This window comes from Nocardioides antri (genome assembly GCF_008373765.1).
Classification (GTDB): Bacteria; Actinomycetota; Actinomycetes; order Propionibacteriales; family Nocardioidaceae; genus Nocardioides; species Nocardioides antri.
Genome location: NZ_VUJW01000003.1, coordinates 842,094 through 855,864 on the forward strand (window position 1 = coordinate 842,094; position 13,771 = coordinate 855,864).

General features: G+C 69.3%; 13 protein-coding genes and 1 pseudogene. 2 read left to right on the top strand and 12 right to left on the bottom strand.

Translation table 11 applies throughout. The features are described 5' to 3' along the window. Positions 1–420 precede the first annotated feature (420 nt). On the bottom strand, positions 421–2,535 hold the full coding sequence (locus tag F0U47_RS10195; protein WP_149750211.1) for a hypothetical protein: 2,115 nt from the start codon (positions 2,533–2,535) through the stop codon (positions 421–423). Between the two features lie 266 nt (positions 2,536–2,801). On the opposite strand from F0U47_RS10195, the gene F0U47_RS10200 reads away from it, so the two are divergent. Continuing rightward, the gene (locus F0U47_RS10200; RefSeq protein ID WP_149750213.1) at positions 2,802–3,026 is read left to right on the top strand and encodes a hypothetical protein; all 225 of its coding nucleotides are present in this window, start codon (positions 2,802–2,804) and stop codon (positions 3,024–3,026) included. A gap of 289 nt (positions 3,027–3,315) precedes the next feature. On the opposite strand, the gene F0U47_RS10205 is transcribed toward F0U47_RS10200, so the two are convergent. From F0U47_RS10205 to F0U47_RS10250, 11 genes and pseudogenes are all read right to left on the bottom strand, one after another. Continuing rightward, positions 3,316–3,594 carry a hypothetical protein gene (locus F0U47_RS10205; RefSeq protein ID WP_149750214.1) on the bottom strand — a complete coding sequence of 93 codons (279 nt, stop codon included), beginning with the start codon at positions 3,592–3,594 and terminating at the stop codon, positions 3,316–3,318. A gap of 217 nt (positions 3,595–3,811) precedes the next feature. Next, on the bottom strand, positions 3,812–4,120 hold the full coding sequence (locus F0U47_RS21810; RefSeq protein ID WP_368666137.1) for a tyrosine-type recombinase/integrase: 309 nt from the start codon (positions 4,118–4,120) through the stop codon (positions 3,812–3,814). 620 nt (positions 4,121–4,740) lie between these two features. Beyond that, positions 4,741–4,791: pseudogene (locus tag F0U47_RS22105) on the bottom strand (hypothetical protein); the annotation flags it as partial. Positions 4,792–5,618: 827 nt separating this feature from the next. Further along, positions 5,619–6,038: a VOC family protein gene (locus F0U47_RS10215; protein WP_188111262.1), complete on the bottom strand. Its 420-nt coding sequence runs from the start codon at positions 6,036–6,038 to the stop codon at positions 5,619–5,621. Positions 6,039–6,046: 8 nt separating this feature from the next. Continuing rightward, a complete protein-coding gene (locus tag F0U47_RS10220) occupies positions 6,047–7,132 on the bottom strand; it encodes an acyl-CoA dehydrogenase family protein (protein ID WP_149750220.1) in 1,086 nt (361 codons plus the stop codon). Continuing rightward, positions 7,129–8,301 (bottom strand): acyl-CoA dehydrogenase family protein, encoded by a 1,173-nt coding sequence (locus F0U47_RS10225; RefSeq protein ID WP_149750222.1) that lies wholly within the window; start codon positions 8,299–8,301, stop codon positions 7,129–7,131. Before F0U47_RS10225 ends, F0U47_RS10220 begins: the two co-directional genes overlap by 4 nt. Continuing rightward, the gene (locus F0U47_RS22590; protein ID WP_438362056.1) at positions 8,298–8,717 is read right to left on the bottom strand and encodes a thiolase family protein; all 420 of its coding nucleotides are present in this window, start codon (positions 8,715–8,717) and stop codon (positions 8,298–8,300) included. The genes F0U47_RS10225 and F0U47_RS22590 overlap by 4 nt, the downstream gene beginning before the upstream one ends. Before the next feature lie 191 nt (positions 8,718–8,908). Further along, positions 8,909–10,030, bottom strand: a complete 1,122-nt coding sequence (locus tag F0U47_RS10235; RefSeq protein WP_149750224.1) for an ABC transporter ATP-binding protein — start codon at positions 10,028–10,030, stop codon at positions 8,909–8,911. Then, entirely contained in the window at positions 10,023–10,835 is an 813-nt protein-coding gene (locus tag F0U47_RS10240) for an ABC transporter permease (RefSeq protein ID WP_149750226.1), read from the bottom strand. Before F0U47_RS10240 ends, F0U47_RS10235 begins: the two co-directional genes overlap by 8 nt. Next, on the bottom strand, positions 10,835–11,746 hold the full coding sequence (locus F0U47_RS10245) for an ABC transporter permease (RefSeq protein WP_149750227.1): 912 nt from the start codon (positions 11,744–11,746) through the stop codon (positions 10,835–10,837). Before F0U47_RS10245 ends, F0U47_RS10240 begins: the two co-directional genes overlap by 1 nt. 25 nt (positions 11,747–11,771) lie before the next feature. Further along, entirely contained in the window at positions 11,772–12,830 is a 1,059-nt protein-coding gene (locus F0U47_RS10250; protein WP_149750228.1) for an extracellular solute-binding protein, read from the bottom strand. 216 nt (positions 12,831–13,046) lie between these two features. On the opposite strand from F0U47_RS10250, the gene F0U47_RS10255 reads away from it, so the two are divergent. Then, entirely contained in the window at positions 13,047–13,676 is a 630-nt protein-coding gene (locus F0U47_RS10255; RefSeq protein WP_149750230.1) for a TetR/AcrR family transcriptional regulator, read from the top strand. Positions 13,677–13,771: the final 95 nt, after the last annotated feature.

Consider the following 13,771-nt stretch of genomic DNA (forward strand, 5'->3'; position numbering starts at 1 on the left):
GGAGTCAACGCCACCACCTTCCCGTGCACCACGTGGATGCGGTCCCTCGGTCTCGGCGACGTGAAGGGTATGCGACACCTTTACTAGGGCATAGTGACCGGACACCGCCGTAGAGGAGCCTGAACTTCGCCGACGGGGTCGCCACGACGAAATCAGGTGCTGATCGACTCACCTGCATACCCGCGCCCCAAGGCGGGGCTATGACCCTGCCGCCTTGGCGGCGGAAGGGGCACCCTCTTCGCGGCATGACAGCACCCCCCGTCCGGCGACGGAAATGGGGGTGGGTCTGGAAGCCCTGTCCCGCATCACTGCGAGGTTGGGGTTGTGGACGAAGTTGTTGGTACCGCCGACGGTGGAGGCGTAGAGGCCGTGGCGAACCGGTCGGCGAGGCCGCAGTTCGCTGGTCTCGACAGGGTCAAACTACCGCTGTTGCGACCCGTCGTTCATCGCTTCGCTCGTCTCGTCCCGGGCTGCGTCCACCGGGTCTGGCTCCGTGCCGCCGGCGGCTGCCGGGGCCACCGGGGCCGCATCGGCCCGCGCTTGTCGCCAGCGGGCGCGTACGCGAAGCAGCGCGCGGCCGAGCAGCGTCGAGCCGGCCAGCAGCGCCAGCCCGCCGACGAGGAGACCTCCACCCAGGAGCGTGCTCCGCTCCGCGGCGTCGGACGCCGCGCCCGCCGCGGTTGTGGCGCCGTCGAGGTCTCCCTCGGCCAGGAGGTCGTCGGCCTCCGCGGCCTTGCCGTCGAGGTCGAGCACAAGGGCACCTAGGGCCGCCACGGGGTTGCGCGACTCGGCTGCGGCCGCGTTGGCCGTGCCCACGGCCTCGATCGCCGTCGCCGCCCTCGGCAGAGTGTCGGAGAGCTTCTCGTAAGCCGCCGCGCTCTCGGCGTCCTGGTAGAGCGCGACCACCGGCTCCGGAACCTCCATGTCATGGCGCTGGGCAGCCTCCTGGACCTCGATGACGGCCGGCGCGAGGTCGGCAACCTGTGTGAGGGCCTGCTGGGCCTGTTCGAACTCCCAGTCGGTCATCGCATCACGCACCCCGAGGGGCGGCACCCACTGGCCGTCGGCGGCGTCGACGTCCTGGTAGTTCGCGAGGGCACGCCGGCGATCCTGGAGCAGCTTGCGCTCCCTCGGCGTGAGCACCCATTTGCTGAAGATCCGAGGCGCCCTGTCGTTGTGGCCCAGCACCTGCACCAGGTCGAGGAACCGCCGCCATCCGGTGCGGCTGGCCGTCAGGCGAGTCTCGCCGGAGACGGCGTAGGCGCTCTGCCCGGCGATGGCTGCGGCCAGCACGATGCTGCGGGTGTCGTCGTCCATGCCGTCGAGCAACGCCTCCATCGCGCGGTACGACGCGGGATAGCCGTAGCCGTCAGTCGGCTGGGCGCGTCCACCTGCGTCGGCCCACGTGTTGAGCGGCACGGCCTGCTTGCTCGTGGCCGAGGCCGGCTTCCGCCGAGCCGGCTCGTCGCCCTGGGTCGCGACCGCCCGAGCGGCGAGGTACTGGGCGATCCCTTCGTAGAGCCACCGCTCCTCGAACGAGGTCGACGAGGCCCAGGCGTGCAGGAGCTCGTGGTAGAGCAGCTCCTGGTCGAGCTTCTCACCGATCACGATGGAGTCCGCCGAGCTGTCGAACCAGCCGTCGTAGCCGCGGACGTTGACGGACAGGTCCTCGCGGACCGTCGTGAGCCCGCCCGGCCACGGGGTGCCGACCAGCTCCTCCAGCACCGGGACCCCCGACGTCATCCGCGAGGCCACGAAGCGTAACCAGCGCTTGTCGTCGCTGTAGGCCAGCACCTCCACGTCCTGGTCGCCGAGCTGCACCGTCCTGGTGCGCGCGATGTCGAGGTCGCGAGCCGAGACCACCGCCCAGAAGCCGTAGCCCCCGGTGTCGGCCGTCGCGGTGTAGGTGACGGTCTTGCGGCCCTTGCCGTCGTCGAAGGCGTCGGTGCTCGCGTCGAATCTCATCGATGCGGGCAGCACCACCTGGACGGTGTTCTGGCCGGGGTCGCCGCGTCCGTAGACAGCGAACGTCGCATAGCCGGGCCCGACCCGGGTCTGGTTCTTCGAGCGTGGTTTCTCACCCTTGAGGACGAACGAGACGGTGACGGTGCGGCTCTGGCCGTAGAGCAGGTTGGAGGGGAAGTGGATGGTCGCGAGCGCCGTGCTCGGGTCCTTCGTGGGCTCCCGGGTCACCGAGAGCGGGGCGCCATCGGAGACCGCAGTCAGCTGGGCCGCCTCCGCGGGGACCGGGATGGTGATAGAGGGCACGTAGAAGTACTGGATGTAGTTGCCGGTCCGGTAGCTCGGCCGCTCGTTGCGCACCGTCATCGTCATCGTGGCCCGGACGACCTCCTCCTTGGCCTGGAGGACGTAGCGGCTGGTGGATTCGACATCAATGCCGTCGTCGGCGTGGGCCGCGGGGGCGGCCAGCGCCACGGTGGCGGCGGCGACCGCGAGGGCCCGACGTCCGCGAGCGGCGTAGGTTGTCGATCGGCGCTGCGGGCAAGTGGACGCCGCCGAGCGGCTGACGCGCATGGGTTCCCCCGTTCCTGTGCCCGACCCCGGATGGCGACTGGCAGCGACAGGGTGCCATTGTGCACGGTCGTCCTCCCGCGCGCCGCTCAACCTCCGGACCCGGGAGCGCCGACAAGCCTCGACCACTCCCGCCCGGAGTTCATTGACTGCGTGACACTTCTTGATGCCCCCGTAGGCTCGCGTTTTCGCGGCGAAGTGCAGCGGGTTTGCCGCGCTCGTCCAGCAGCCGTCAAAGGGACGAGTCCACGATCGCCAGGCCCGCGCCAGTGTCCGTCTCGGTGGTCGGCCCAGGGGCCGAGCTGGGTGGGCTCGTCAAGAAGGTCTTCGGCGAGATCGAGTGCCCGCAGGAGACCGCTTTGCTCTGTTCCCGTGCAGACGCGGATGACGAAGCCTCGCAGGTCGGCGTACTCGATGACCTCGATGATCGCCTCGTCGAGGTGCATACGTTCGCTGGATGGCGCGCGGATAATGGTGACGCCTTCCGCCGCTAGAGCTCGAAGGCGGCGGTCGACCCGACGGCGGCAACGGTCCCGGCGGTCTGCTCGCGATCGCACCCTCCACGACCCCACTGGTCGACAAGGGCATCGACGATGAGGGCGTGGACGGTGGTCGCGCCGCAGTGGCCGCAGTGCAGCCAGCTGCACCAAGGGCCGAGTTCACTTCGGCCGGCTCCTATCGGACGTCGGCCTCGGTAGCCCTGGGCGACCGAGCGCAATTGCCCGCAGCGGCAGCACAGAGCGCGGTTGCGCGGACGACTGCTGCCAGCGCTCACAGTCGGACCTAGGCCTGCCCGCGCCAGATGTCCAGGCACGTGACACAGTCCTGATCCTCGGCGGCGAACACCTCGGCGAGGCAGTCGGGATCGCCTTGCCGCACGAGCTCGTCGATGCCGCAGTAGGAGCGGACGATGCCGCCAGCGGCAAGCGCTGACTGGTAGTCCTCGAGCGCGAAGAGGTGCTGCCGATCGCGGCGGTACTCCCTGGTCGGGGCGATGTCGACGCGCTCATCGCGCGGGGCCCGCCGGCAGTACGGGCTGAGGGCAGTAGAAGATGAATCCATGGTGCTGGGTGCCTCCTGTGCACTCGGTACCTAGGCCCCGGTTTGGTGTTGGCGCACCGGCCGGGGCCGCCTATTCAGTTCACTTTGAGTCTCGCACGCGAGCCGCCGAGGTCGCGAAGTTCCTCGGGGTCAGCCGTCAACGGGTCAATCAGCTGTCGCACCGCCCGGACTTCCCCGTGGACATCGAGAGTTGGGCCCGCGAGGTCGGTCGCATCGATTAGCCGCCGGCCTGCTGGTCCCACAGCAACGCTCCCATCTGGCGCGCCGCCCGACGGCGGAGCTCGTCGACGGCGTGGGTGTAGCGCTGGGCGGTGGCCATCTCGGTCCAGCCCATGATCGACATGACGGTGCGGATGTCGACTCCCTGGACAAGCAAGAGGGTCGCTGCGGTGTGGCGGCATCGTGCAGGCGTACGTCGCGAAGGCCCGACTTCTTGAGCAGCGACTTCCACTCGGTGTGATCGCGCGACGGATCGATCAGCCCTCCACTGGCGGCCGGGAAGACCAGGTCGTAGCTGACATCCCACTTCTCACCGGCCGCGAGCCGACGGCGGTTCACCGGCACTCGATGAACCCGCAGCTCCTCGACCAGCGGCGCCGGCAGGACGATGGTCCGCTTGGACGCCTTGGTCTTGGGCTCGACCAGCAGCAGCCCTCCGCCGGTCCGGTAATCGCATTCCGCACCGCGCTTTCGTCCGCAGGACGGCTGCCCTTCGACCACCTCACAGCCGTGCTCCCAGTTGTGGCGCTGGACGGAGCGGCGCACCCGCACCACGCCCTCGTCCAGGTCGACGTCCTCCCACAGCAGTCCCAGCGCCTCGCCCTGCCGCATGCCGAGCGAGAGCGCGATCGACCAGCGCGCTGGCTGGAGCGTGGACTGCGCGGCCTGGAGGACGCGGCGGCTCTCCTCGATCGAGAGCGGCTCCACCTCGACGTCCTCGACGCGAGGAGGCCGCGAGATCAGCGCCGGGTTACCGGCCAGGCGCCGCCGGCGTACCGCCTCGTTGAGGGCGGACCGCAGGACGCGATGGACGGCGCGGATGGTGTGGGCGGAGTGGCCGTCGGTCTGCATCCGGCGGTAGTGCGCCTCGAGGTGCTCGGGCTGGATCTCGCTCATCCGCCACGCCCCGAGAGCCGGCACGACATGGAGGCGCATCTGACTGCGGTACGTCGACAGGGTCTTCCATCTCGCCGTCATCGGCAGCACGTTCTCGAGCCAGTGCTCGAGCCACGCTTCGAGGGGTGAGGTCGTCGGTCGTCCAGACGTAGTCGCCGGAGTCCCGGGAGCGTTCGAGCTCGCGGACGGCGTCGAGCAGCTCGGACTTGGTGCGTCGCTGGACGTGCTTGCGTTGGATCTTGCCGTCGGGCCGGCGTCCCATCGTCACCCGGGCGTGCCAGTGGCCGTCGGCACCGCGGTACATCGAGGACGTGGTCTGCTCGGCGGACTTCCTTGGCCTAGGCATGATCGTGCGGGTCCCGCAGAGTCGCGATGAACCGTTCGAGCTCGCGACGCTAGACGCGGACCGAGCGGCCGACGTGGACGACGGTCAGCCGATGGTTGGCGATCTGGCGCTCCACGCTGCGGCGGGCGCAGCGCAGCTCACGGGCTACCTCGTCGAGGGTGAGCAGCAGGGTGTCGGGGACGGTCGTGGTCAGGGAGCTGGTGTGTGCACCGCGCGGAGAGTTTTTGGGCCGGTATTTGGGCCGAAAGGCGGCTTCTCTCGACGAGAGTAACCGCCTTGGTGATGACGTCTTCGCAGGTCCTCGGGTATTTCCAATCTGCGCGCCCGTAGGGATTCGAACCCCAAACCTTCTGATCCGTAGCTCGGTTCCGGGGTGTCTGGTGCCGCCTCGGCACGCCTGCAGGCGACGTGCTTCTGTGTCGAAAACTAGCAGGTCAGCGGCGGTTTCAGTGCCCCCATCGGTTGCTGCCGCGTCGGGATGGTTCCAGACGGTCGCGCGGCTCGTCCGAAAGGGTTTTTGGGGCCGTTTCCGGGCCGGATCGACAAGCGCGCCTTCTGGAGACTAGTCCCGCACGGGTTGCATCCAGTGCAACAAAGCGCCGCCCGTCTGGCTTGGGTCGATGAAGAACTCCGCCCACCCCCCGTGGTCGTCGTTCTCACCGATGATCCGGGCACCGCCGGCGGCGGCGAGCTCCTTGCAGGCGCCGATCTGCGTGGTCGCCAAGGAGACGTGGTGGAGACCCCCGCCGGTCCTCGTCAGGAAGGTGGTGATGGGGGTGGTCCGGTCGCTCCGCGGCGACACGACCTCGAACCGGAGGGACGGCGAGACCTGGATCCACGTCGCCGTGACGTCCAGGGGATCATCCTCGACCTCGTCCTCCAGGGAGGCGCCAAGGCTCCGCGCCAGCGCCTCCACGACTTCGAAATGCCGGTCCCGCGGCGTCACGATGCCGACGTGGTGCAGGTCGGCCAGCTGCCCCATGCCGCGCATCAGCCCGGAAGCCCTACCAGCCCCGCGAGTCGGGCGCGGTGGCGGCCGGGAGTCCCCAGCGCGATCTGGTCGGCCTTGGCGCGCTTGAGGTACAGGTGCGCAGGGTGCTCCCACGTCATGCCGATGCCTGCGTGCAGCTGCACGGCTTCCTCTGCGGCGAGGACGGCGACGTCGCCGTTGAAGGCCTGCGCGGTGGACGCGCCGACAGGTGCGTCCGGGTCCGCCTGCGCCAGGGTGGCTGCCGCGTAGCGAGCGGCTGCCGCGGCCGACTCCACACCCGCGTAGAGGTCGGCGAGCCGGTGCTTCAGCGCTTGGAACCCGCCGACCGGCCGGCCGAACTGCTTGCGGTCCTTGACGTAGGCGACCGTCGTGTCGAGGCACCACCGCGCGACTCCGGCCTGTTCCGACGCCAGCAGTGCGGCGCCGGCGTCGAGGGCACGACGCACCGCCTGCTCGGCGTCAGCCACGACCACCTCACCGGGCGCAGCGTCCACCGTGACGTCCGCCAGTTGGCGCGTCATGTCCAAGGACACCAGCGGGACGATCGAGGCCTCGTGCGCCTCGACCGCGTAGACGGAAAGCCCGGACCCGGCCGCCACCGGCACGAGGAACAGGTCGGCCTCCAGCGCTCCGGCGACCGTGGAGACCGTGCCGCTGAGCCGGTCGTCGTCGATGCTCACCGCAGGGATCTCGGCGTCCGGTGCGAGCGACCAGGGCACGAGGAGGGCGGCCGTGCGCTCGCCTGTCGCCAGGGGCGCGAGGAGGTCCGAGTCGCCTTCGAGCAGGAGGGTCGTCGCGACGACCGAGCTCGTGAGGAAGGGCACGGGCGCTGCCGCCCGGCCCAGCTCCTCCAGCACCACAGCGGCCTCGCGCGCAGAAGCTCCCTGACCGTCCCGGTCCTCGGGGACCAGGAGCCCGGCCAGGCCTAGCTCGGTGAGCGACTTCCACAGGCTCTCGACCACGGTCCGGTCGCCGTCGTACATCCTGGTCACCGCGTCGGAGTCGCAACGGTCCTCCAGAAGGTCGCGCACGCTCCCACGGAGGTCCTCCTCGATGTCGCTGTAGAGCAGGTCGAGGTCGCTCATTTCGCGCTCTCCTTCCATGGGATGTTCTTGTCGACCCGGTGCTCGCCGGGCAGGCCGAGCACGCGCTCGGCGACAATGTTGCGGAGGATCTCCGAGGTGCCGCCCTCGATGGAGTTCCCCTTGGCGCGAAGGTAGCGGTAGCCGGCGTCCCTGCCGTTGAAGTCGACGTGGCCGGGGCGGACCATCGTCCAGTCGGAGTAGTGAAGCCCTTTCTCGCCCAGCAGCTCCACCTCGAGACCGGAGAGCTGTTGCGCGATCCGGGCGAAGCCGAGCTTCATCGTCGAGCCCTCCGGTCCCGGCTGGCCCTGGGCGAGCTTCTGCCGCAGCCGCGTCCCGGTCAGTCGAGCGACCTCGGCGTCCACCCACAGCCGCAGCAGGCGGTCGTGCAGGTCCGGCGTGCGCAGGTCCGGACGCTCCCGCCAGGTGCTGGCAACGACCCCGAGCATGCCGCTCTCGCGGTCGGCCGACTTGCCGATCGAGATGCGCTCGTTGTTGAGGGTGGCGTTCGCGACCTTCCAGCCTTCGCCGACGTCGCCGAGCCGCTGGCCGTCGGGGATGCGGACGTCGGTGAGGAAGACCTCGTTGAACTCGGCCTCGCCGGTGATCTGGCGCAGCGGACGCACGTCGACACCCGGGTCGGTCATGTCGCACAGGAAGTAGGTCATCCCGAAGTGCTTGGGCAGGCTGGAGTCGGTGCGCGCGAGCAGGATGGCGAACCTGGCGTTGTGGGCCCCGGACGTCCACACCTTCTGCCCGTTGACGACCCACTCGTCCCCGTCGCGGACCGCCCGGGTGGCGACGTTAGCGAGGTCGGAGCCGGCCCCGGGCTCGCTGAACAGCTGGCACCACACCTCCTCACCCGTCCACAGCGGCCGCAGGAAGCGGTCCTTCTGTGCGTCGGAGCCGAAGGCGAGGATCGTGGGTGCGGCCATGCCGAGGCCGATGGGGTTGACGCCCGGCCGGTTGTCGGGCGCACCCGCCTCGCGGAACAGCCGGTCGACGTCCGGCTGGAGGGCCTGCTCGAGGCCCAGGCCACCGTGACCGACCGGGAAGTGCACCCACGCCAGGCCGGCGTCGTAGCGGGCGCGCAGGAAGTCGACGCGCTCCATGGCCCGGGGATCGTGGTCCGCGAGGAAGTCGCGGACCCGTTCGCGTAGCTGGCTGTTCATCGTTCCTCCCTTTGTCGGCGAAGCTCAGCCTTCGCGAGTGCGTTCTTGTGCGCCTCGTCCGGGCCGTCGGCGAACTGCAGCGTGCGGGTGCCGGCGTAGGCGGAGGCCAGGAAGAAGTCCTGGAAGATGCCGCCGACGCCGTGCACCTCCTCGGGGTTGTCCGCGGAGCCGCTGGCGTAGCGGCTCACGGTCTCCACGCCCGCTGAGATGAAGGCGCTGCCCTCGCTCGCTCGGATCGCGTGGAGCGCCATCCGGGTCGTCTGCAGGCTGCTGGAGCAGGAGCGGTTCACGGTCACGCCGGGCAGGTGGTCCAACCCCGCGAGGACCGCGACGGCGCGGCCGAGGTTATTGCCCGACTCGCCGGCCGGCTGGCCGATCGGCGAGCGGGGGGTGGCGACGATGACTGCTTCAGGCACAGCTTCTCCTACTTACTAAGCGCTTATTCATGGATACGGTGACGGAGGGGCGCGGCACGATCAATCCCCCGACTGTCTGGGCTTGCCGGTCGGGGCGGTTGGACGCGCGTGACGTGGAGCACGTCACAGCAAGCGCACGCAGGCACCCGGGCGCGCCTCGCGTCCGTGACCCTGGGCGGGTCGGTGCCGCGTCAGCCGACCGGAACGGCCGAGCGCGGCGCGCCCGTGGGAGCGCCCGTGCAGACGAGCGATGCGTCCTCGGCGCGCCAGGCCAGGACCGCGGCGTCGCCTGGCCGCGGGGCCGGGCCGAGACCGCTCTCGTCGACGAGGAACGCCCGCCCGTCGACGTCCACGCTCAGCCGGCGCCTGCTCCCGAAGAAGGTCACCTCGGTGATCGCGCCCGCCACCCGGTTGACGCCAGGCCCCAGCTCCTGCGCTCCCGCGACCAGACGGACGCACTCGGGGCGCACGACGACCGCCATGTGCGCGTCCAGCACAGGGACGTTGACGTTGGGCGCCATGAAGCGGTTGCGTCCGTCGACGAGGTAGGTCTGGCCACCATCGACCCGGACCTCGCCCTCGATGACGTTGGAGTCACCGAGGAACCTCGCCACGAACAGGGTGTCCGGCCTCTGGTAGAGGGTCTCCCCCGTCCCGACCTGCTCGATCGCGCCCTTGTTGAAGACGGCGATCCGATCGCTCATCGCGAGCGCCTCCTCCTGGTCGTGGGTGACGAAGATGAACGTCACCCCGACCTCGCGATGGATGCGCCGGATCTCCAGCTGGAGCGACTCCCGCAGCCGCCGATCCAGTGCGCCGAGCGGCTCGTCGAGGAGGAGCAGCTTGGGGTTGAAGACCAGTGCGCGGGCCAACGCGACGCGCTGCTGCTGGCCGCCCGACAGCTGGCGCGGGTAGCGCTGGGCCATCCCCTCGAGCCCCACGACTTCGAGCATCTCCATCACCCGTCGCTGCGCCTCCCGCTTGGCCACGCCGCGTCGCCGGAGCGGGAAGGCGACGTTCGCACCGACCTTCATGTGCGGGAACAGGAGGTACTGCTGGAACACAACCCCGATGTCCCGCTTGTGCGGCGGTACGCCGACGATCGGCGCTCCGCCGACATCGATGGAGCCCGTGTCCGGCTCGACGAAACCCGCGATCAGGTTCAGGGTCGTCGTCTTGCCCGACCCGCTGGGGCCCAGGAAGGTCATGAACTCTCCGGGCGCTATCTCGAGGTCGACGCCGTCGAGCGCGACCGACGGTCCGTAGGCCTTCGTGAGTCCCTTCAAGGAGAGTCCGACGCCGTGCTCAGCCATGTGCTTCCGCCTTGTTTCGCAGGTAGGAGAGGAATCCGAAGGCCAGGAGGGTCATCGTCGTCAGCCCGAGGAGGACGGTGGACGCCGCCGCGATCGTGGGGTCCAGCGAGGTCGTGACGCTCTGGAAGATCTCGATCGGGAGGGTCCGCATCGTCGACCCGGAGAGGAAGAGGGAGACGATCGACTCGTCGAACGACGTCAGGAATGCGAAGAGTGCGCCGGCCAGCACTCCCGGGAGGATCAACGGGAAGGTCACCGTGCGGAACGTCGTCAGCGGTCCGGCGCCGAGGCTCTGCGCGGCGCGCACGAGCTGCAGGTCGAAGGACTGGAGCGAGGCGCCCACGGTGATGACCACGATGGGGATCGCCAGCACGGTGTGCGCCATGACGAACCCGAGGAAGGTCTCCGTCAGCTGCCACCGCAGGAAGACGTAGTAGATGCCCACGGCGATGACGACGCCGGGGACGATCATCGGCGCGACCAGGAACGCGCGCGCCGCCGCGGACCAGCGCCGGTGACTGTTCACCAGGGCGATGGCGGCCATCGTGCCGAGAGCCGTGGCGAGCACGGTTACCACTCCGGCGACCCTCAGTGAGGTCAGGGCGGCGTCGCGCCACTCAGGGTTGGTGAAGAACTCCTCGTACCACTTCGTGGACCACCCGGGCGGGGGGAACTGCAGGGACCGGACGGAGGAGAAGCTGAGCGGTACGACGATCAGCGTCGGGACCAGGACGAACAGACCGACCAGCGTGCAGTAGGCAGCGAGGATCAGCCGCGACGGACGCCGCCACGCGTTCGTAGTCATCAGCGGCCCCCTTGTCCGAGAGCGCGCATGACTGGCCTGCTCAGCCAGGCCGCGAGGCCCAGGAGCAGGAGGGTGAGGAGTAGGAGGAGCAGGGCCATGGCGCCTCCACGCCCGAAGGCGAGCAGTCGGCTGATCTGGTTCACGATCTGCTCGGAGATCAGGCTGTTTCGCGAGCTCCCCAGGAACGCCGGCGTGAAGTAGAAGCCCATGGTGAAGATGAAGACGATCGTCGAGCCCGCGAGCACACCCGGGACGGACAGGGGGAAGTACACGCGGGCGAACGCGACGGACGGCCGCGCGCCGAGGCTGACCGCGGCATCGACGAGTCGGCGGTCGATCGACCCCAGGCTGGCGTAGAGCGGGAGCACCATGAACGGCAGCAGGACGTGGACGGAGCCGAGGGCGACACCCCACATCGTCCCCAGCAGGTCGACCCGGCCGAGGCCGAGACGCTCCAGGGCGGAGTTCATCGGCCCGTTGGGCTGGAGCACGATCACCCAGGCATACAGCCGCACCAGCAGGCTGGTCCAGAACGGCAGCATGATCGCTGCCACCATCAGCAGGCGGACCCTGGGGCCAACGATCGTCATGAGGTAGGCGTACGGGTAGGCCAGGACCAGGCAGAGTGCCGTGACGAGCAGGGTCACCATGACCGTCCGGATGACGATGGTCCGCTGCACCGCGTCGCCGAGGAACCACGTGTAGTTGTCCCACGTTCCGTGAGGCTGGACCACGAAGTCGGTGAAGCTCGCCTGGAACATCTTCAGCAGCGGGTAGGCGAAGAAGATGGCGACGACTGCCAACGGTGCCGCGAGCAGCCAGGTAGCGCTCGGCCGCGGCCACTGCCGGCCCCGCCGGGCCTCGGGGGCTCTCGCCTCCGAGACCCGGCCGGGCGTCTGCGTTGTCGTCATGGCAGTCGATCTCGATTCGCTCGGGTCAGCCCGCGGTCAGCGCTGTCCACTCGTCGGCAGCGGTGGCGCCCTGGTCACCCCAGTAGCCGGCGTCGAAGTAGGACGTCTCCTGGACCTTGCCCTCGTTGAAGGACAGCATGAAGGGCTTGAACTCCTCGGGGACGTCCGGCGGCGCACCCGTCGTCGTGGGGCTGTAGGGCAGGTGCTCGTAGTACCCGTTCTGGCCCTCGGAGGTCGCGAGGTACTGGACGAAGTCCCAGGCGATGTCCTCGCGGGGGGAGTCCTTGACGACGTACAGCCCGTCCCAGCCGACCCAGACCTTGTCCCAAACGACGCCGATGTCCGCGCCGTTCTGCGCGGCGAGGGCCGAGCGTCCGGTGTAGCACAGGCACATCCCGAAGTTCCCGGATTCGAGGGACTGGACCTGCTGGTCGAGCGTGGACTGGAACGTCAGGTCGGAGCCGAGTGAGTCGACCGCCGACTTCAGCTCGTCCCAGTCGATCGGGTACACGTCCTCGGCCGGGATCCCGGCCGCGAGGGCCAACGGCTCCGCGCTGCCGGTCCAGTAGCTGAAGGTGATCCGCTGGCCCTCGAACTCGGGGTTGAAGAAGTCGGTGATGGAGGTGGGCGGGTTGTCGCCGTAGAGCTCGGCGTTGTAGACGAGGGCCACCGTCTGGTTGATGATCGGAATCATGCAGTCGTCGGTGATCTCGTTCTCCATCAGCTCGCTGGTGTCGAAGTCGGAGGGCCGCTCCTCGTAGAGGGTCCCGCACTCGGGACCCGCCGACGCCGCATCGATGTCGACGACGTCCCAGGTCACCTTGCCGGAGGCCACCATGGCCTTGATCTTCGCCTGGTCGCTCGGCTCGTCGGTCTCGAACGTGACGCCCGTCTTCTCGGTATAGGGCTCCAACCAGCCGGCCTTGGCGGCCTCCATGCCGTCGCCGCCGTAGTTGACGAAGGTCAGCTCGTTCTCGTCGCCGGCCTCGTCCGAGCCGTTGCCGCAGGCCGCGACCGCGAGGCTGAGCGCGCTCAGCAGTGAGATTCCGCAGACGGTGCGCCGGCGGCGCGTCGTGTTCTTCATAGCTCTCCAATCCCCGGTACGGGCGTTGCTGGATGTTAGGTACGCCGGCGGACCGGTCTGCGGCGTGCGTCACAACATTGGACCCGACTGGGGGATGCTCCTCGAACCCACAATGCACCTCACCCACCCATCTGGGCACCACTGCCGGGCGCATCGACTGAACGATCATTCATGGGAATAGGCTGCGCGGCTCTCACCCCGACGCGAGAGGACGCCATGTCCATCGACAGCGATTCCGTCAGCCCCCCGGGCAACGCACCGAGCAGGGGCTCGCGCCGGGCGGACGACACCCGGGCACGCCTGCTCCACGCGGCCGAGGCGACGTTCTCCGCGAAGGGGTTCCACGGCACGACGACCCGCGACATCGCCCGCGCGGCCGGCATCTCCCCGACGGCGTTGTACGTGCACCACAGCTCGAAGGAGGAGCTGCTCTACCTGATCTCCAGGACCGGCCACGAGCAGGCCCTGCAGGTGGTGCGCGACGCCCTGAGGTCGAGCGAGGACCCGGTCGTCCGGCTGCGTGCGATGGTGCACGACTTCGCGATGTACCACGCCCGGTCGCACGTCATGTCGCGCGTCGTCAACTACGAGCTCGCTGCCCTCAGCGGGGACCACCTCGACGAGATCCTCGCCATCCGGCGCGAGATCACCGAGGAGATGCGCAGCCTGGTCGACGGGGGAATCGCCGCGGGGGCGTTCGATCCTCCCGACCGGCGACTGGCAGTGGCTGCGCTCATCTCGCTCGGGGTCGACATCGCGCGGTGGTACCGCGACGACGGGGTCCCGCCGGAGCGGATCGCGGATGCGTACGCCGCGATGGCCGTCCGGTTCATGCGTCCGAACTGAGGCCCACCCCCCAGGTGGGCATGGTTGAGCAGCCACCGGCCCTCAATGCCCGTCGTCCTTCCTAGCCTGCGACGAGCACCAGGCCGCCCGAGTGC

Bases quoted from the DNA above. Each gene is read 5' to 3' on its own strand.
- F0U47_RS10195 (WP_149750211.1), bottom strand. From the start codon at position 2,535: ATGCGCGTCAGCCGCTCGGCGGCGTCCACTTGCCCGCAGCGCCGATCG.
- F0U47_RS10205 (WP_149750214.1), bottom strand. From the start codon at position 3,594: ATGGATTCATCTTCTACTGCCCTCAGCCCGTACTGCCGGCGGGCCCCG.
- F0U47_RS10215 (WP_188111262.1), bottom strand. From the start codon at position 6,038: ATGGGGCAGCTGGCCGACCTGCACCACGTCGGCATCGTGACGCCGCGG.
- F0U47_RS10220 (WP_149750220.1), bottom strand. From the start codon at position 7,132: ATGAGCGACCTCGACCTGCTCTACAGCGACATCGAGGAGGACCTCCGT.
- F0U47_RS10225 (WP_149750222.1), bottom strand. From the start codon at position 8,301: ATGAACAGCCAGCTACGCGAACGGGTCCGCGACTTCCTCGCGGACCAC.
- F0U47_RS10235 (WP_149750224.1), bottom strand. From the start codon at position 10,030: ATGGCTGAGCACGGCGTCGGACTCTCCTTGAAGGGACTCACGAAGGCC.
- F0U47_RS10240 (WP_149750226.1), bottom strand. From the start codon at position 10,835: ATGACTACGAACGCGTGGCGGCGTCCGTCGCGGCTGATCCTCGCTGCC.
- F0U47_RS10245 (WP_149750227.1), bottom strand. From the start codon at position 11,746: ATGACGACAACGCAGACGCCCGGCCGGGTCTCGGAGGCGAGAGCCCCC.
- F0U47_RS10250 (WP_149750228.1), bottom strand. From the start codon at position 12,830: ATGAAGAACACGACGCGCCGCCGGCGCACCGTCTGCGGAATCTCACTG.
- F0U47_RS10255 (WP_149750230.1), top strand. From the start codon at position 13,047: ATGTCCATCGACAGCGATTCCGTCAGCCCCCCGGGCAACGCACCGAGC.